This window comes from Luteirhabdus pelagi (assembly GCF_016827595.1).
GTDB lineage: Bacteria > Bacteroidota > Bacteroidia > Flavobacteriales > Flavobacteriaceae > Luteirhabdus > Luteirhabdus pelagi.
In genome coordinates this window covers 104,604-122,230 of the sequence record NZ_JAECMS010000003.1, presented here as the reverse complement: position 1 = coordinate 122,230, position 17,627 = coordinate 104,604, and the positions used below count along the sequence as shown (strand labels likewise).

The 17,627-nt window shown below is 41.8% G+C and carries 17 protein-coding genes; 6 read left to right on the top strand and 11 right to left on the bottom strand.

Annotated features, from left to right (window positions below):
• Positions 1 to 6 precede the first annotated feature (6 nt).
• From I4Q58_RS09800 to I4Q58_RS09790, 3 genes are read left to right on the top strand one after another with little or no spacing between them, the layout of a single operon-like run.
• A complete protein-coding gene (locus I4Q58_RS09800) occupies positions 7 to 993 on the top strand; it encodes an OmpA family protein (RefSeq protein WP_203295696.1) in 987 nt (328 codons plus the stop codon).
• Positions 980 to 1,540, top strand: coding sequence for a hypothetical protein (locus I4Q58_RS09795; protein ID WP_203295695.1), 561 nt, complete (start codon positions 980 to 982; stop codon positions 1,538 to 1,540). The genes I4Q58_RS09800 and I4Q58_RS09795 overlap by 14 nt, the downstream gene beginning before the upstream one ends.
• Before the next feature lie 9 nt (positions 1,541 to 1,549).
• On the top strand, positions 1,550 to 3,331 hold the full coding sequence (locus I4Q58_RS09790; protein ID WP_203295694.1) for a sodium:solute symporter family protein: 1,782 nt from the start codon (positions 1,550 to 1,552) through the stop codon (positions 3,329 to 3,331).
• A 31-nt stretch (positions 3,332 to 3,362) separates the two neighbouring features.
• Here the strand turns inward: I4Q58_RS09790 and I4Q58_RS09785 are convergent, their stop codons facing one another.
• The 11 genes from I4Q58_RS09785 to I4Q58_RS09735 all read right to left on the bottom strand — a co-directional run bounded on the left by I4Q58_RS09785 (position 3,363) and on the right by I4Q58_RS09735 (position 14,644).
• The gene (locus I4Q58_RS09785; protein WP_203295693.1) at positions 3,363 to 4,178 is read right to left on the bottom strand and encodes a prohibitin family protein; all 816 of its coding nucleotides are present in this window, start codon (positions 4,176 to 4,178) and stop codon (positions 3,363 to 3,365) included.
• Positions 4,179 to 4,193: 15 nt separating this feature from the next.
• Positions 4,194 to 6,227, bottom strand: a complete 2,034-nt coding sequence (locus tag I4Q58_RS09780; RefSeq protein ID WP_203295692.1) for a VWA domain-containing protein — start codon at positions 6,225 to 6,227, stop codon at positions 4,194 to 4,196.
• Positions 6,228 to 6,272: 45 nt separating this feature from the next.
• Positions 6,273 to 7,019 carry a 3-oxoacyl-[acyl-carrier-protein] reductase gene (fabG, locus tag I4Q58_RS09775; protein WP_203295691.1) on the bottom strand — a complete coding sequence of 249 codons (747 nt, stop codon included), beginning with the start codon at positions 7,017 to 7,019 and terminating at the stop codon, positions 6,273 to 6,275.
• 109 nt (positions 7,020 to 7,128) lie between these two features.
• A complete protein-coding gene (gene sucD / locus I4Q58_RS09770; protein WP_203295690.1) occupies positions 7,129 to 8,001 on the bottom strand; it encodes a succinate--CoA ligase subunit alpha in 873 nt (290 codons plus the stop codon).
• A 113-nt stretch (positions 8,002 to 8,114) separates the two neighbouring features.
• Positions 8,115 to 8,528: a nuclear transport factor 2 family protein gene (locus tag I4Q58_RS09765; RefSeq protein WP_203295689.1), complete on the bottom strand. Its 414-nt coding sequence runs from the start codon at positions 8,526 to 8,528 to the stop codon at positions 8,115 to 8,117.
• The gene (locus I4Q58_RS09760) at positions 8,525 to 9,463 is read right to left on the bottom strand and encodes a UDP-3-O-(3-hydroxymyristoyl)glucosamine N-acyltransferase (protein ID WP_203295688.1); all 939 of its coding nucleotides are present in this window, start codon (positions 9,461 to 9,463) and stop codon (positions 8,525 to 8,527) included. The genes I4Q58_RS09765 and I4Q58_RS09760 overlap by 4 nt, the downstream gene beginning before the upstream one ends.
• A gap of 79 nt (positions 9,464 to 9,542) precedes the next feature.
• Positions 9,543 to 10,109: an elongation factor P gene (gene efp / locus I4Q58_RS09755; RefSeq protein WP_203295687.1), complete on the bottom strand. Its 567-nt coding sequence runs from the start codon at positions 10,107 to 10,109 to the stop codon at positions 9,543 to 9,545.
• Positions 10,110 to 10,140: 31 nt separating this feature from the next.
• Positions 10,141 to 10,923, bottom strand: a complete 783-nt coding sequence (gene lpxA / locus I4Q58_RS09750; protein ID WP_203295686.1) for an acyl-ACP--UDP-N-acetylglucosamine O-acyltransferase — start codon at positions 10,921 to 10,923, stop codon at positions 10,141 to 10,143.
• The gene (locus tag I4Q58_RS09745) at positions 10,923 to 12,338 is read right to left on the bottom strand and encodes a bifunctional UDP-3-O-[3-hydroxymyristoyl] N-acetylglucosamine deacetylase/3-hydroxyacyl-ACP dehydratase (RefSeq protein ID WP_203295685.1); all 1,416 of its coding nucleotides are present in this window, start codon (positions 12,336 to 12,338) and stop codon (positions 10,923 to 10,925) included. The genes lpxA and I4Q58_RS09745 overlap by 1 nt, the downstream gene beginning before the upstream one ends.
• Entirely contained in the window at positions 12,316 to 13,350 is a 1,035-nt protein-coding gene (lpxD, locus tag I4Q58_RS09740) for a UDP-3-O-(3-hydroxymyristoyl)glucosamine N-acyltransferase (RefSeq protein ID WP_203295684.1), read from the bottom strand. Before lpxD ends, I4Q58_RS09745 begins: the two co-directional genes overlap by 23 nt.
• Positions 13,351 to 13,411: 61 nt before the next feature.
• Complete coding sequence (locus I4Q58_RS09735) at positions 13,412 to 14,644, bottom strand: HD domain-containing protein (RefSeq protein WP_317194060.1); 1,233 nt, start codon at positions 14,642 to 14,644, stop codon at positions 13,412 to 13,414.
• A 123-nt stretch (positions 14,645 to 14,767) separates the two neighbouring features.
• Between I4Q58_RS09735 and porX the strand changes: the two genes are divergently transcribed.
• From porX to I4Q58_RS09720, 3 genes are all read left to right on the top strand, one after another.
• Positions 14,768 to 16,324 (top strand): T9SS response regulator signal transducer PorX, encoded by a 1,557-nt coding sequence (porX, locus tag I4Q58_RS09730; protein ID WP_203295683.1) that lies wholly within the window; start codon positions 14,768 to 14,770, stop codon positions 16,322 to 16,324.
• A gap of 91 nt (positions 16,325 to 16,415) precedes the next feature.
• A complete protein-coding gene (gene tsaE / locus I4Q58_RS09725; RefSeq protein ID WP_203295682.1) occupies positions 16,416 to 16,829 on the top strand; it encodes a tRNA (adenosine(37)-N6)-threonylcarbamoyltransferase complex ATPase subunit type 1 TsaE in 414 nt (137 codons plus the stop codon).
• 266 nt (positions 16,830 to 17,095) lie between these two features.
• Positions 17,096 to 17,626 carry a hypothetical protein gene (locus I4Q58_RS09720; RefSeq protein ID WP_203295681.1) on the top strand — a complete coding sequence of 177 codons (531 nt, stop codon included), beginning with the start codon at positions 17,096 to 17,098 and terminating at the stop codon, positions 17,624 to 17,626.
• Position 17,627: the final 1 nt, after the last annotated feature.

Sequence of the window (17,627 nt, the reverse complement as noted above, 5' to 3'; positions counted from 1 at the left end):
GGGCGGATGAAAAATTTCCTTATCGCTTTTGGAATCTTTTTGGCGTGGGCTTTCTTTGGCCTATGGCTCTATTTTATGTTAGAACCGAAAGAGAATACCATGATTGCCCAAGAATCGGCGCAGCAAAATACGGCTACTTCCGCTGTTGAAAAGCAATCTACTTCAGGCGCTGAATCGAATGAAAGCATTCGAGATACCCTTACCGATTCCGATAGTAAAATAGAGGAAACGAACGCGAATTTCGGTTTAACCGCAGTGGATAGCGATGGTGCAACATTGTTTCAGTATAAGGATGGCGTTGCGATTCAAAAAAACAGTTCGTCGATTAGCATTCCACAAACCTCCCTCGATATAAAATATAAGCTTCAAACCTACTTACAAGAACATCCCGATAAGGAGCTTCATATCATTTCGCGCTACAGTCCAGAGGAAAATATTGAAAATCCGAATTATGGGGTTCAGCGAGGTGAAGAAATGGAGCAAATTCTTTTGGGAGCTGGTGTGCCTAGAGAACAGATTGTTATAAAACCGGTTATAAAGGATATTCGTTTTGATGCGGAAGAACGTTATGATAGAGGTATTTCCTTTGCGTTTCGTCCGTTAGATGAAGGTCGATTGGAATTAATGCGCAACCGTATTCCTGAAACGATGACCGTGTATCCTCGCTTTTCGGATCGTGGTATTCTAATCAACCAAGAACTACGTGACTTACTTGAGCTGGTAATGAAGATGATGAAGGAAAATCCGGATGCAACGGTCGATGTGGTAGGTCATACCGACAATGTGGGAAATGCCATCGATAATTACCATACGGGACTTACCTATGCGCGTCAGGCGCGATGGTTTTTGGTAACCAAAGGACCGATTGAAAGAACTAAAATTAGAGCGCTATCTAAAGGTGAAACCGAGCCGATAGACGATAACACTTCCGAACGTGGGAGAATCGCCAACAGACGCCTAGAAATAATATTATATCCCAATGGAGCAAATTAATCCTTTTCTTCAGCAGTTGCCCGATATGTTGGGTATCTTCACTTTGATGTGTGTATCATTCCTTTTGGGATATTTTGCCTCGTATTGGCTTCAACGGTCTAAAAAACGAAAGCTGATCGAACGTTTGAAGAAGGAAATTAACGCCGCAAAGCAAGAGAAGGTAAATAATATCGAGACCATTTTCACCGAAATAAAGCCTAAAATTCTGGAGGTTATTCAGGAAGAGAAAAAGGAAACGCTTTCACCTGAAGCAGTAGCAGAACGCACTCGCAATAATCTTGTCAATTATACCAAAAGCAAACCAACCATCGATTTTGACTCTATCGGACGTGCCGAAGCGTATGAAAAAGATGATTTAACGAGAATTAATGGTATCGGACCGTATGTTGAAGAAAAGTTGAATGAAATAGGCATCTATACCTACTCCCAAATTAGTCGATTGGAGTATAGCGACATTCGCGCAATTACCGAAAGCATCGACTTCTTCCCAGGTCGTATTGAACGCGATAATTGGGTCGGGCAAGCCAAACATCTACAATATCACTAATCCACTTTTATGGAATTAGCCACCTTGGATTGGGGAATTATCCTCGCATTTTTTGCGGTATTCCTTATCATCGGAATTTTAGTAGCCAAACGTTCTGGAAAGGACTCGAAGGAGTTTTTCCTTTCGGGGCGAAACATGCCCTGGTGGTTATTGGGTATCTCGATGGTGGCAACGACTTTTTCGGCCGATACACCAAATTTGGTTACAGATATTGTACGACAGAATGGTATTTCTGGCAATTGGGTGTGGTGGACCTTTCTCATTACCGGTATGCTAACGGTGTTTGTGTATGCGAAGCTATGGCGTCGATCGCAAGTATTGACCGATCTTCAATTTTATGAACTTCGCTACAGCGGAAAGGAAGCTGCTTTTCTCCGAGGCTTTAGGGCCCTTTATTTGGGTGTATTCTTCAATGTAATGATTATGGCGTCGGTTTGTTTAGCCGCTATTAAGATTGGAGGAGTGTTGTTCAATCTGGAGGATTGGGAATCGGTATTATATGCTTCTGTTATAACCGTGGCCTATAGCTCTATCGGCGGATTGCGTGGTGTAATCTTTACCGACTTTCTACAGTTTATAATAGCGATGATCGGTTCGGTTTGGGCCGCGTTTTACATAATAAATTTACCAGAGATTGGCGGGTTGGAGAATTTATTGGCTCACGAAAATGTAGTCGATAAACTTCAGTTTTTGCCAGACTTTAATAATACCGAATCGGTTCTCGTGTTACTGATCATACCTTTAGCCGTACAATGGTGGAGTGTTTGGTATCCAGGTGCTGAACCCGGTGGCGGTGGCTATATCGCACAACGGATGCTTTCGGCCAAGGATGAGAAAAATGCGATTGGAGCTACCCTTCTCTTCAATGTAGCACATTATGCCCTTCGTCCATGGCCATGGATTTTGATTGCGCTGGCTTCCTTAGTGCTGTATCCTCAGCTTTCTGATATTGGAAAAGAATTTCCGAATGCGGTGCTGGGTCATGATTTGGGGTATCCAGCGATGCTGACCAACCTGCCGGCAGGCTTGTTGGGATTGGTGGTAGCTTCTTTGGTAGCCGCTTTTATGAGTACGATTTCGACACACTTGAACTGGGGCTCCTCCTATGTTTCCTTGGATTTTTACCAACGTTTTGTAAAACCAGAGGCTTCTGAAAAGGAATTGGTGGCCGTGGGACGGATCTCAACGATTGTTCTAATGATTTTCGCTGCTTTAATAGCTTTAGCGTTACGCGATGCGTTGAGTACTTTCGCTATATTACTGCAAATCGGAGCGGGTACCGGCTTGATATTTATTTTACGCTGGTTTTGGTGGCGCGTAAATGCCTATAGTGAAATTACGGGGATGGTTGTTTCCTTTGTCGTTGCCTTGCTATTCGAATTTACGGAGTTTGGAAGCGGTTTTGAAGACTATGAAAAACTGGTTATTGGTGTCGCCATCACTACTGTAAGCTGGATTACCGTGACCTTACTTACGCGTCCGACCGACACCAAGGTGTTGGCGCAATTTTATAATGCTATTAAACCGTATGGTCACGGCTGGAAAGGTTTTCGAAATATTGCTGAAAAAGAAGGTGTTAAGATGGGAAACAGTAGCGATTCCTTCACCATAGATTTCGCCTCTATGTTGCTTGCCATCGTGTTTGTTTATACCTCTTTATTCGCCACTGGATATTTCATTTATGGCAATATGATTGGTGGATCTATTCTATTGACCGTCGCTGCTATCAGCGGTTATTTTGTCTTCTATTTGTGGCAGAAAGGGAAAAAGCGCCAACGAACTGAATCGTAAGCGCTTTTCAATTTGAATCGGCAACTACGTTTTACTGATTTCCTAAGATAATCGGCAGTCCGCTATCTCCCGAACCAATTACAATCACTTTTGCATTTGGCGATTCAGATAGCTTAGTAGTTGCTTGAATACCTTTCTCTTGAAGAATCTTATCCGTAAGGGAAGCGCTTAAAATACGGTTCGCATCAGCCTTACCTTGTGCCTCGATACGTTGCTTTTCGGCTTCTTTTTCAGCTTTTTCCAAACGGAATTCATACTCTAACGACTCCTGCTCCTGCTTTAACTTACGCTCGATGGCCTGTTTGATGGTGGGCGGAAGGGTTACATCACGAACCAATATTTCATCGATATTGATATAGTTGTTCTCGACGATTTTCTTGGTTTCTTCATAGATTTCCCGTTGGATCGCATCTCTTTTGCTGCTATATAACTGTTCAGGCGTATACCGACCTACCACACTACGAGCTGCTGACCGTATCGTAGGAAGAATAATTCTATTTAGATAGTTTTCGCCTATTTCCTGATGAAGTTTTCCTAGATTTTGATATTCCGGTTTGTACCAGGTGGAAGCATCTAGCTGAATGTCCAATCCGTTGGAGGATAGCACCTTCATTTTTTCAAAAACCTCCTGCCTACGAACTTCATACTTATACACCTTATTCCAGGGCGCTACAATATGGAAGCCTTCACCTAAGGGTGGTTCATCGGTTACAACACCATTCCCGAAGGTTCGGTATAATACACCCGCTTGACCAGAGTCGATGGTAACCGATGATCGGGCGATAATGATAATTAATATGATAATTCCTATTACTACAGGAATTCCAATTTTTGGTAATCTGTCCATGTCTATATTTTTGATTTAAATTAGTCCGTTATATTTTCGAATAAACCATTCCGCTGCAAGCGAAAGGATTAGTACGATTAGTAGATAATACCAGTCGATTAAAGGTACGGTTTTTTGTTGGCTTCGCTGAATGGGCTTATAGGCTTCATTCTCTAAGATTTCATCGATCAGGGAAGCGGTTTCGGCAGTGTAAAATGCTTCACCTGAACTTTCAGACGCCAAGCGTTGTAATTTATTAACGTCGGCATTTAAAAATTGCTCCTCAACATTCACATCTAAAATCGTAAAGGAACCACTATTAGATATCGTATTTGTTGCATCCGAAACGGTATACGCATAGGTTCCGGCTTCCAAGGAGCTTACATTCACCTCATAAAAATTCTCCCTCAGTAGCAATGGAAACTCCTGTGTTTGCTCGGTTTCCGTATTTCGAACCTGAATGCGAAGACTTGCACGTGGATCGAACACATAGTTTTTGTCGAAGTATTGTGCGGTGATCAGGATAGGCTGATTGCTGTAATAAAAAGCCTCGGAAGATACATCTAATCGACTACGACGCTTGGTAGAGGCTAAATATTGAACCAAATTTCCAATAAAATCATCAAAGGCCTGAAAGCTATTGTCCTGAACATAGGTCCGTGCCCGCCATTTCCATATTCCTTCACCATCCCAGACAGCTATTTTCCGACTTCCTTCCTGAAGTGTAGCCAATAGCGGACTACCGGTTGAAAATTCTGAAACCGTCTGTTCCAACAAGACGTCGTGCGGTACCGTTATCGATAGCTCACCAAAGGAGGTCTGTAGCGGTGGATACGATTCAAAATCGATTTGTGGGACAGCAAAGGCGCTGTAATTAGAGTTTACGCTACCAGCTACCTGCTCTTCCACATTGGTCACTTCCTTTTGAATGGCTTGTTGAAAGGAATTAAGGTAGCTCCAATCGGTTTCCGTTCCGGTGATTAACCAATAATTTTTTCCTGAATTTTCCAAGGCTTGCATAAGATTAGCAAACGCACGAGTAGGTTGAAAAAGAATCACTAATTGATAGTCTTCCAGGTTGGAAAGCGCTTCGGAAGGTTTCTGAATGGTGGCCGTACGTTGTTTGTTGCTTGTAATGCTTTTTTGAAGCATTCCGTGATCTGGATGTGTCAATTCACTTGCGATAAGTACATTCGTGGCCTGGTCGATGACTTCAACCGCAAAATACGCGCTGTTGTTTGCCGTATTTTTTTCTTCTGAAAGCGGCACTAGCCTAGCTGTGTATTTTTGAACACCAACCGCACTAGCGGGTAAGGTGAACTGTAAGGTTTGATTGCTGTTCTCTTCAGAAAAAGAAACATTCTGACGGAAAACCGTACCTCCATTCTGCTGAACGATAAATGCAGAGGTTACCGCTTCGTTTCCAGTATAGCTTAGAAACACTTCCACCGGAAATTGGTTTTTTAAAAACGCATAGCGGTTATTATTGATGCGATTGATACGCAAGTCGGTATAGGCAATAGAATCGCCCGCTATTAGTGGATAAATGGCATTGTTGTAGGTATTCGCCATAAATTCATAATCGCTACCAAGGGTTTGGTTTCCATCCGTAATGAGAATGGTTGGCGCCCTATTCTTCTCTTGTGTATTTTTTAGGGTTGAAAGCGCTGTTGAAACGTTGGTATTTTCTTCTGAAAATGAAAGGGAATCATTCTTCTGAAATGTTTGTCCGAAGGTGTAATAGCTTATATTGAAACGGTCCTGAAGTGCTGAGTTTTTCTGAAGCTGTTGCACCGAATTCCGAACATCTTCAGTTCTTTCCAAGGCTTCAATAGAGGCCGAATTGTCGATAAGGACTGAAAGGTTGGGCTTTTCAAGCGTATAGGTCTCTGAAGTGAAGGTGGGATTAATCAGCAATAAGAAAAGCGCAAACAATGAAAGAAACCGCAATATACCGAAGGTCCAGCGAAGTGAAGCACGATGCGAACTTTTCCATCCATACATCAAAAAAGACAGCAATGCCGCAACAAGTGCGGCAAGGATGATAAAAAATACAGTAGCTGTCGTCATATTGGGGTTTCGATGCTTTCTTCACAAAAGCACATTCAAATGGGTTTAGGTTAGCATTCCGCCGTCTACGTTCAATACTTGACCCGTAACATACGCAGAAAGATCACTTCCTAAGAATACACAGGCATTTGCGATATCCTCTGGAGAGCCACCACGTTTCAACGGAATAGCATCGCGCCATCCTTGAACCGTAGCTTCATCCAATTTGCCTGTCATTTCAGTTTCAATAAAGCCGGGCGCGATCGCATTACAGCGAATATCGCGGGACCCTAGTTCAAGCGCCACCGACTTGGTAAAACCGATAATTCCTGCTTTTGAGGCCGCGTAGTTGGTCTGACCAGCATTTCCCTTCACTCCTACTACAGAACTCATATTGATAATGGAACCTTTTCGTTGTTTCAACATGGTGCGCTGCACCGCTTTCGTCATATTGAATACCGATTTTAGGTTCACTTCGATTACCTTGTCGAAATCTTCTTCAGAAATACGCATCAACAGATTGTCCTTTGTAATTCCGGCATTGTTTACCAAGATATCGATGCTTCCGAAGTCGTTCATCACATCACTTGCCAGTTGCTGTGCCTCTTCAAAACTAGCGGCATTGCTCTGGTACGCCTTTACGGTCACTCCTTTTTTGGAAACTTCATCCGCAATAGCTTCAGCAGCTTCCTTTGAAGAATTATAGGTAAATGCCACGTTTGCGCCGTGATCTGCAAAAATTTCAACGATTCCTTTTCCGATGCCACGGCTACCGCCGGTAACAATCGCAGTTTTTCCTTCGAGTAATTTCATCAAGTTGGTTTTAAGTGAAGTTGAAGTTGGTTTTTCCTTTCAACATAGCTATTCAAATATAAAAAAGCCCCGCGAAACGAGCAGGGCTTTCTAGCTATATTTTGAAGCGTTATCCTAAGACTTCCGCTACTTTCTTTCCGATTTCAGCAGGCGAATCCACCACGTGAATGCCACAATCGCGCATAATCTTCTTTTTGGCCTGAGCCGTATCGTCGCTTCCGCCTACGATAGCACCCGCATGCCCCATGGTACGACCTGCTGGAGCTGTTTCACCGGCAATAAATCCGATGATAGGCTTTTTGCTTCCGCTTTCCTTATACCATTTGGCAGCGTCGGCTTCCAACTGACCACCGATTTCACCGATCATTACTACGGCTTCGGTTTCGTCGTCGTTGATCAATAACTCAATCGCTTGTTTGGTTGTAGTCCCGATAATCGGGTCACCACCAATTCCAATCGCTGTTGTAATACCTAGTCCTTGCTTTACTACTTGATCGGCAGCTTCATAGGTAAGCGTCCCCGATTTTGATACGACACCAACTTTTCCTTTTTTGAAGACGAACCCAGGCATAATTCCTACTTTCGCTTCGCCTGGCGTAATAACTCCTGGACAGTTTGGGCCGACCAATCGGCAATCCTTTCCTTCAATATAGTCTGCAGCCTTAATCATATCGGCTACTGGAATACCTTCCGTAATGGTGATAATCACTTTAATGCCGGCATCGGCAGCTTCCATGATAGCATCTGCAGCAAATGCTGGTGGTACAAAGATGATGGAAACATCGGCTCCTGTTTTTTCAACAGCTTCAGAAACTGTGTTGAATACAGGTTTGTCGAGATGGGTTTGACCACCTTTTCCAGGCGTTACCCCTCCTACTACGTTGGTTCCATATTCTATCATCTGGCCAGCGTGGAAGGTTCCCTCGCTACCCGTGAATCCTTGTACAATGATTTTTGAATTTTTATTGACTAATACGCTCATGGTATATTTTGAATGTTTTCGTTGGTTTCTTTTGGGTGATAGGGCGATTGTTTCCAATCGTCTCATGCACCGCGCACAAAGGTACTATTTTGAAATAGTTTTGGAAAGGAATTTTACACCTTAACCCTATGGTAGGATTCAGTTGTATCGTCTTTATCCGTTACCGGTTGACTAATTTGATAGCCGCGGTATAATTTTCCATCCTTTACTTCCCAAATAGCGATGAAATGGGCGATTCCCAATTCTTCATCAGGATTCTCGATGGTTTTGATGTAGTATTTGTAGCGGATGGTGACATGGTTGTCATCTTCTAGAATGTGACTGATTTCAGCACGAAGATCGGCGTAGGTACGGCGAATTTCGCTAAAAAATTCAGCGAGGTCATCATAGTTCATAATGGAAAGTCCGTCGGTGCTGTTCCAAATGAGCACTAAATCCTTATGAAAATGATCTTCGATTACCTTATCGTTGGTAAGAATATCCGATTTGTAAAATTGTTTTATGACTTCTTTCGCGCTCTTGCTCATTTTATTTTATCCAATTTATCAATTATGTCTGGAATCAGGCGAATAGATGCCAATTCCTTGTATTTTTTTCTGAATTCATCAGCCGGCGTTCCAAAATAGGATTTATGGCCCGTTAGTGATTTGCTCACTCCGCTTTGTGCTGAAATTATCGCCTTTTGGCCGATCGTTACACCACTAGTAATGCCTACTTGTCCCCAAATGGTGACAAAATCTTCAATTTGTACACAGCCTGCAATTCCCACTTGGGAAGCGATTAGGCACCGTTTTCCAATAATGGTATCGTGGCCGACGTGTACTTGGTTGTCGAGTTTGGTGCCTTCACCTATAGTGGTTGAAGCTGTTACCCCTTTATCGATGGTACATAACGCTCCGATTTCAACATCATCGTGAATGACCACATTTCCGCCACTTTGTAACTTATCAAATTTTTCAGGTCGGTTTTTGTAATAGAAGGCATCGGCACCAAGTACCGTTCCTGCATGGATAATGACATTGTTTCCAATTTTGGTGTTGTCGTAAATGGCGACATTACTATGAATGATACAGTCATCCCCAATTTCCACATTGTTTCCAATGAAAACGTTGGGTTGAATAATCGTATGTGTCCCAATGGAAGCAGAATCGGCAATTACCGCCCTTGCAGGATCGAAGGGGTTGAAATGCTTTGTCAGCTTGTTGAAGTCGCTAAAAGGGTCTTCACTAATAAGCAACGCTTTTCCTTCAGGACACTCAACTTTCTTGTTGATTAATATTACCGTAGCAGCACTAGTAAGCGCTTTATCGTAATACTTCGGATGGTCGACAAAAACGATATCTCCCGGGCGTACGACGTGAATTTCATTCATACCCAATACCGGAAAATCAGGTTTCCCTACGTAATCACAGCCAAGAATATTGGCAATCTCCGATAAGGTTTGTTGGGTTTTGAACTTCATGGGCCAAATTTGAAAACCAAATATAAAAAATCCCGTCACATTTTACTGATAACGGGATTAAAATATTGGGGTTTCGGGCCTACTCCTTCATACGCTCTTGATACTGCCCGTCTTCTGTACTGATTCGGATTTTATCGCCTTCATTGATGAACAATGGGACATTGATTTCAGCGCCGGTTTCAACCGTAGCAGGCTTTGTGGCATTGGTTGCCGTATTTCCTTTGACGCCAGGTTCTGTTTGGGTTACCTCCAATACTACGTGTGCAGGCATTTCGACAGAAAGTGGTGCATTGTTTTCGGTATTGATCAATACGGTTACCACTTCACCTTCCTTCATCAATTCTGGGGTATCTAGTGCTTCACGTGTTAGTCGGATTTGCGTATAATCATCTGTATTCATAAAGTGATAAAACGCATCGTCATTGTAGAGATATTGAAACTTATGGGTTTCCACACGAACGTCTTCAATTTTGTGACCCGCTGAAAAGGTATTATCGATTACCTTCCCAGTGGTTACGCTCTTAAGCTTGGTACGAACGAATGCTGGGCCCTTTCCCGGCTTTACGTGAAGGAATTCGGTAATTTTATAAATATCGTTCTTATATCGAATACAAAGTCCTTTTCTAATATCTGAAGTACTTGCCATATTGTTTGGATTGTTTTAGTTCTTGAATTGTTTAGTGTTGAAAGTAGCCTTTCATGATTCCACGTTTCGAGTTCTTTATAAATTGAAGAATCTCGTCTCGTTCTGGCGTTGCTTCCATTTCGGCCTCGATAATTTCTGAAGCCTGAGTGTTATTATAGCTTCTTTGGTATAGGATACGGTAAATATTCTGAATCTCACGAATCTTTTCGGTATCATACCCTCTTCGCCGTAATCCTATAGAGTTGATTCCTACATACGATAATGGCTCACGAGCCGCTTTTACATATGGAGGAACATCCTTTCGCACCAAGGAACCACCTGTGACAAAGGCATGGTTCCCAATCATACAAAATTGATGCACTGCTGTCATTCCGGCAAGTACCACATAATCGCCTACGGTAATATGTCCAGCAAGCGTACTAGCATTCGAGAAGATACAGTTATTGCCAACGATACAGTCGTGCGCAATATGGCAGTATGCCATGATAAGACAGTTATTTCCGATTACCGTTTTACCGCGATCTACGGTTCCGCGGTTAACGGTTACGTATTCCCGGATGGTGGTATTATCGCCAATTTCTGCGGTTGTTTCTTCATCCTGAAACTTTAAATCCTGCGGAATCGCAGAAATTACGGCCCCTGGAAAGATATTGCAGTTTTTCCCGATACGGGCTCCTTCCATGATGGTTACATTTGAACCAATCCATGTGCCCTCTCCTATCACAACGTTATTGTGAATTGTGGTGAAGGGTTCAATTACGACATTCTTCGCTATTTTGGCGCCCGGATGGACGTATGCTAAGGGTTGATTCATCAGTTGTTTTTTGTTTTTACGATTTGTGCCATCAGTTCGGCTTCGGTCACCAATTTGTTATTGGCATAGGCATCTCCCTTCATATGAACGATTCCTCTACGGATCGGACTTATCAGTTCTAAGTTGAAGAACAAGGTATCGCCAGGATTCACTTGGCGCTTAAATTTCACATTATTGATCTTCATGAAATAGGTAAGATAGTTCTCTGGATCTGGAACCGTACTTAGGGCAAGAATTCCTCCTGTTTGCGCCATGGCTTCAACAATAAGGACCCCAGGCATGACTGGCGCTCCAGGGAAGTGACCGACGAAAAATGGCTCGTTCATCGATACGTTTTTCAATCCAACCACATGCTGATCGGAAAGCTCTAGGATTTTATCGACCAATAAGAACGGTGGGCGGTGCGGCAGCATGGCCATGATTTGATTTACATCTTTTACCGGTTCTACCGTCGGATCGAAGGTTGGAATTTTGTTCCGCTTTTCCAGCTTTATTTTTTTGGAAAGTTTTTTGGCGAATTCGGTATTCACTGCATGCCCGGGTTTGTTGGCAATTACCTTTCCTTTAATAGGAGTTCCTACCAAAGCGAGATCGCCAATAACATCTAACAGTTTATGACGTGCTGCTTCATTTGGGTGATGTAAGGTAAGGTTGTCCAAAATACCGTTTGGCTTCACCGAAATAGAATCCTTTTTAAAGGCGCCACGTAGCTTTTCCATTGTTTCAGGTGAAAGCTCCTTGTCTACATATACAATCGCATTGTTGAGATCGCCCCCTTTGATCAGCCCGTGCTCTAAAAGTGCTTCCAATTCGTGAAGAAAGCTGAAGGTTCGGGCATCGGCAATTTCCGTTTTGAAATCGGAGATATGTTCAAGCGTAGCATTTTGAGTGCCCAATACTTTTGTGCCGAAGTCGACCATGGTAGTAACCTGGTACTCCTCTGAAGGAATCACCATGATTTCACTACCGGTTGCTTCATCACGGTAGCAAACCACTTCCTTTACTTCATAAACGTCACGATCGGCATCTAAGGTAACTTTTTCCGCTTTTTCCAATGCTTCAACAAAAAACTTTGAAGATCCATCCATAATCGGTGGCTCGGAAGCGTTTAGCTCGATACGGCAGTTATCGACTTGCATTCCCACCAAAGCTGCCAAAACATGCTCTGAGGTTTGAATCATAACCCCATTCTTCTCAAGGTTCGTTCCGCGTTGCGTATTTACAACATAATTTGCATCTGCTTCAATAACAGGCGAATTTTCAAGGTCGATGCGAACAAACACATAACCAGTATCGACTTCTGCGGGTTTAAAGGTAATGGTTACTTCCTTTCCGGTATGGAGTCCGACACCTGTTAGGGACACCTCTTTCCCGATAGTGGTTTGTTTGGTACTATTTGCGTTCGTTGTCTTCATGTTTTTTCTCTAATGTATGCAAACGCTGCGCTAAGGTTGGCAGGTTTTTGAAATGTACATAACTTTTATTGTAATCGCCATAATTTAAGGCAGGAGAGCCTTGCAGTACTTCATCGTCCTTTACATTTCGGGCAATTCCGCTTTGTGCTTGAATCTTGACATTATTGCCGATTTTAATATGGCCTACGATTCCTACTTGACCGCCGATAATACAATTCTTCCCGATTTTGGTCGATCCTGCAATCCCTGTTTGCGCAGCAATGACGGTGTTTTCACCGATTTCAACATTATGGGCAATTTGTATCTGGTTGTCGAGTTTCACGCCATCCTTAATGATGGTGCTTCCTAAGGTTGCGCGGTCGATGGTGGTGCCAGCACCAATATCGACATGGTTGCCTACGATAACGTTTCCAGTTTGGGGCACTTTGGAATATTCCCCTTTTTCATTTGGAGCAAAGCCAAAACCGTCGGCTCCGACGATTACACCGCTGTGAATGACACAGTGGTCGCCAATTCTTGTTTCAGAATAAATTTTGGCGCCAGCAAAGACAATTACGTTGTCCCCTATTTCAACATTATCGCCGATATAGGCATTGGGATATATTTTTACATTATGCCCTATTTTCACATTATTTCCAACGTAGGAAAACGCTCCTAGATAGATGTTTTCACCATAAGAAGCCGAATCGGATACAAACACCGGTTCTTCGATGCCACTTTTGTTAAGCTTCACTTGGTTATAGTATTCCAATAAGGTGGAAAACGCTTTTCGGGCATCTTCAACCCGTATTAAGGTAGTAGAAATATTCTGTTCAACTTTGAAATCCTTATTAACGATTGCAATGGAAGCCTCGGTGGAATAAATGTAGGATGTATATTTCGGATTGGCGAGAAAGGTTAAGCTTCCTTCGGTGCCTTCTTCAATCTTTGAAAGCTTTGAAACTTCCACATCGGCATTACCTTCTACTTCTCCTTCAAGAATTCCCGCAATTTGGGCCGCTGTAAATTTCATGTCGTTAATTTAAGGTTAGGTATGCCGTTATGCTCGCAAAAATAGAAAAAAAGGTTTAGTACTATTGTTCGATGCTCCCCCTTTTTGGATAGCAGACATAATATTTGGTTACTTTTTCGGCCAGGGCCATCAAATTTACCTGGTCGCTCGCCTTTGCTACATCTTTGATTTTTCCATTTCGCGTGAGTAGACAAATAGGATTTTTATCCATATTATAGGCTTGGTTTTCAATGGTTCCCGAAAATACGAAATAACGCGCCTCTTTTTCCGACAGCTTATAGCCATCCATTACTTTTTTAAGTTTTTTCTTCATTTTTTCGGGTGAAGGAGGCCTCTTTTTCAACTTAATTTTCAACAAGTTTCTATTCAAAAGCATAGAAGAAAGTGATCGTAAGACAAAATCGGAATGATCGGTCCATTGCTTCATGGCCGATACGATGTCGTAATCATCCAGTTTTGCAAAGGTATTCAGAACAGTTCCTTTCAGGTCAAAAGGTTGATTAGAGTTCGACAGAAAAAAGGAAAGTGCTTCGCTAGCGGGCACTTCCACTCCTTCAGAAACGAGTTCCTTAGCGCGTTTAAGCATGCGCAACAACAATTGTTCTGCAGCCAAACCTGTTTTGTGGAGGTACACTTGCCAGTACATTAAGCGACGGGCGATGATGAATTTTTCTATGGAATAGATTCCCTTCTCCTCTACCACCAAAGTATCGTTATGCACATTCAGCATGGCGATAATGCGTTGTGAATTGATGGTGCCTTCCTGAACCCCTGAGTAAAAGCTGTCACGACGGAGATAGTCGAGACGGTCTACATCCAACTGACTAGCGATCAATTGATGAAAAAAGGCCCTGGGATGTTCGTTTCTAAAAATCTGAATGGCTAAGCTAAGTTTCCCTTCAAATTCATCGTTAAGCGCTTCCATAAAGGCAAGCGAAATTGTTTCGTGGGTCAAGTTTTCAATAATGCTATTTTCCAACGCATGTGAAAAGGGCCCATGACCTATATCGTGCAGTAAGATGGCGATATAGAGTGCTTCTTCTTCCTCCGATGAAATATTTATGTCTTTGGTGCGTAATACATATACAGCCCGTTGCATTAAAAACATGGCACCGAGGGCATGATGAAATCGGGTGTGGTGTGCTCCTGGGTATACTAGGTACGACATGCCCATTTGCGAAATGCGCCGCAATCTTTGAAAATAGGGATGTTCCATTATATCGAACACGAGTTCGGAAGGAATGGAAATAAAGCCGTAGATAGGATCGTTTACAATTTTACGCTTGTTTCGCACAGACTAAACTTTAACTAATTATTATGACTAACTGGCTGGAAGTAGGAATACTTCGGAATTACTTTTGAGGATACTGCTAACTAAGAATCCTGAAATTACAAAACAGCACAAATATACAGCAATATGAACGAGATAAAGGTACTTTGGGTAGACGATGAAATTGATTTGTTGAAACCCCACATACTCTTTTTGGAGAAGAAAAACTATAAAGTTACAACAGCACAGAGCGGTACGGAGGCCTTGGAAGAAATTGAAAAGGATGCTTTCGATATCGTTTTTTTGGATGAAAATATGCCGGGTCTCACCGGATTGGAAACGCTTTCGGAAATAAAGGAACAGCAGGCAAACCTCCCCGTGGTAATGATTACCAAGAGTGAAGAGGAGTATATAATGGAAGAGGCCATCGGTAATAAGATTGCCGATTATTTGATTAAGCCTGTAAATCCAAATCAGATCTTGTTGAGCTTAAAGAAGAATTTAGACCATTCTCGTTTGGTTTCGGAGAAGACAACCAGTAATTATCAGCAAGAGTTCCGAAAGATCGCGATGGATATGTCGATGATCAATACATGGGAAGGCTGGGTAGAATTGTACCAGAAGTTGGTGTATTGGGAATTAGAGCTGGAAGGCATTGAAGATAGTAGTATGTTCGAGATTCTGGAGTCGCAAAAAACGGAAGCAAATACACAGTTCTGTAAGTTTGTGGATAAAAATTATCCAGGTTGGTTTGATGATGACGAAGATGATGCACCGGTGATGTCGCATACATTGTTTCGCGACAAGGTAATGCCGGAACTGGAAGATAAGAAGCCTACCTTATTAGTGGTGGTAGATAATCTGCGGTATGACCAATGGAAAGCATTTGAGCCATTTTTGGCGAGTAGTTATAAAAAGAAGTCTGAGGATATGTTCTGCAGTATACTTCCAACAGCTACACAATATGCTAGAAACGCGATCTTTTCAGGTTTGATGCCAAGTGAAATGGAAAAGCTACATCCTGATTTATGGCTGAATGATACTGATGAAGGTGGGAAGAACATGAAGGAGGAAGAATTTATGGAAGCTCAGTTGAAGCGTTTCGGATTGCAACTAGATTGGAGCTACCATAAGATTTCGAGTTTAAAACAAGGAAAAAAGTTAGCAGAGAACTTCAAGTCGCATAAAGATGAAGATTTAACCGTAGTGGTATACAACTTTGTGGACATGCTCTCGCACTCAAAGACTGAAATGGAGGTAATTAAGGAATTAGCCTCTACCGATAAATCGTATCGTTCGTTAACGCAGAGTTGGTTTAAGAACTCTCCATTGATGGATATTATTCAGCAAGCTTCCCAATTAGGTTTTAAATTGATAATTACGACCGACCACGGAACTATAAATGTGAAGAATCCTTCGAAGGTTATTGGTGACAAGAATACTAGTTTGAACCTGCGTTATAAAACGGGGAAGAGTCTGACATATGAAGACAAGGATGTTTTGGCCGCGAAGAATCCCAAATCGATTTATTTGCCAAGCATTAATATGAGTAGTTCGTTCATCTTTGCGAAGGGCGACTTGTTTTTTGCTTACCCAAACAATTATAATCACTATGTCGGGTATTATCGAAATACGTACCAGCATGGAGGCGTATCGCTAGAAGAGATGGTAATTCCGTTCTCAGTATTGACTCCTAAACAATAATTTTGTAGGAATTTACCTTTATTTGTGTATTTTGTCGAATATTTTGGTCAATTATCTTAAATAGATAGTATATTTGAAGCCGAACCAAATTATGCAACTAACATATCAAATATCAGATTTGTCTTCTGTGGCGCAAAAGCTATTAGACAAAGCGAATTCCAAGAACCTTCTTTTTTATGGTAAGATGGGGGTTGGTAAAACAACACTTATTAAGGAATTGGTACGCCAATTGGGCGTAGCTGAAACAGTTAGCAGCCCAACTTTCTCATTGGTAAATGAATATAGCGGCGAAAATGGCCCTATCTACCATTTCGATTTTTACCGATTGAATGATCCGAGTGAAGCTTTGGATTTCGGTGTGGAAGAGTATTTTATGCAGGAATCTTGGAATTTGGTAGAATGGCCAGAAAAGATTTCTGGATTGTTACCGGATCGAGGCATGCGAATCGAAATTAAAGAGAATACGAATGGAAGTAGAACTTTAAACGTAACGCCAGTGGAATAGACTACATAAGAGTTAAATACTTGTTTTTCAGTATCTTATATGGAATTTGCCCCAAATCGAATATCTATTTAAGCAGGGAATATTTTACTTAAGGCAAAACCCACTAAGTTACAGCGAAGATAGTTGCCGTACTTGTGTTTTTTCGTGCTAGGTTTGTACTATTAACCTCACAAAAAACAACAATATGAAACTAACAAAGTATCTCCTCATTGTAGCATTATTCACTACTGGTCTTTTCGTGTCTTGTACACCGGAAAGCATTGAAGATGGACAAACAGAACAACAAGTTGACGGAACAACAATCAAAGTTCCACCAGCAGGATAATAAAAGCAGGCCTAGAGGAGCATTTATTGTTATAATAGTTGCTCTGAGTCCTGTTATATTTTATTTATACAAAAGTTTCCCAGATGATCCTATTTGGGAAACTTCTTTTTTTACACTTTCAACAGGTTATGGATCTTGGTTCAATTTTGCATGGTACATTTGTTCAAAACTAGTACCTCTATTATTATTCTTGATTTGGTTTTTCACTTGCAAACATTGGTGGCATTGGATAATTTTAGTTCCAATTGGAATGTACAGCTTTCAATTATGGAATATTCTTCAACAAAACAAAACCGTAGATGAAGTTGAGCTTATTTACATATTGCCAATGATGATGGTAATAGTTCCATTTGTATATTTGATAAGAGCAAAGCTTTTTGAAAAAATCCGTGGTGATGATTTGAAACAATTTGAGGAAGATTTAATGGAGAACAAGTCTTTTTGGCAACAAGTAAAAGACCTCTTCCGATAAA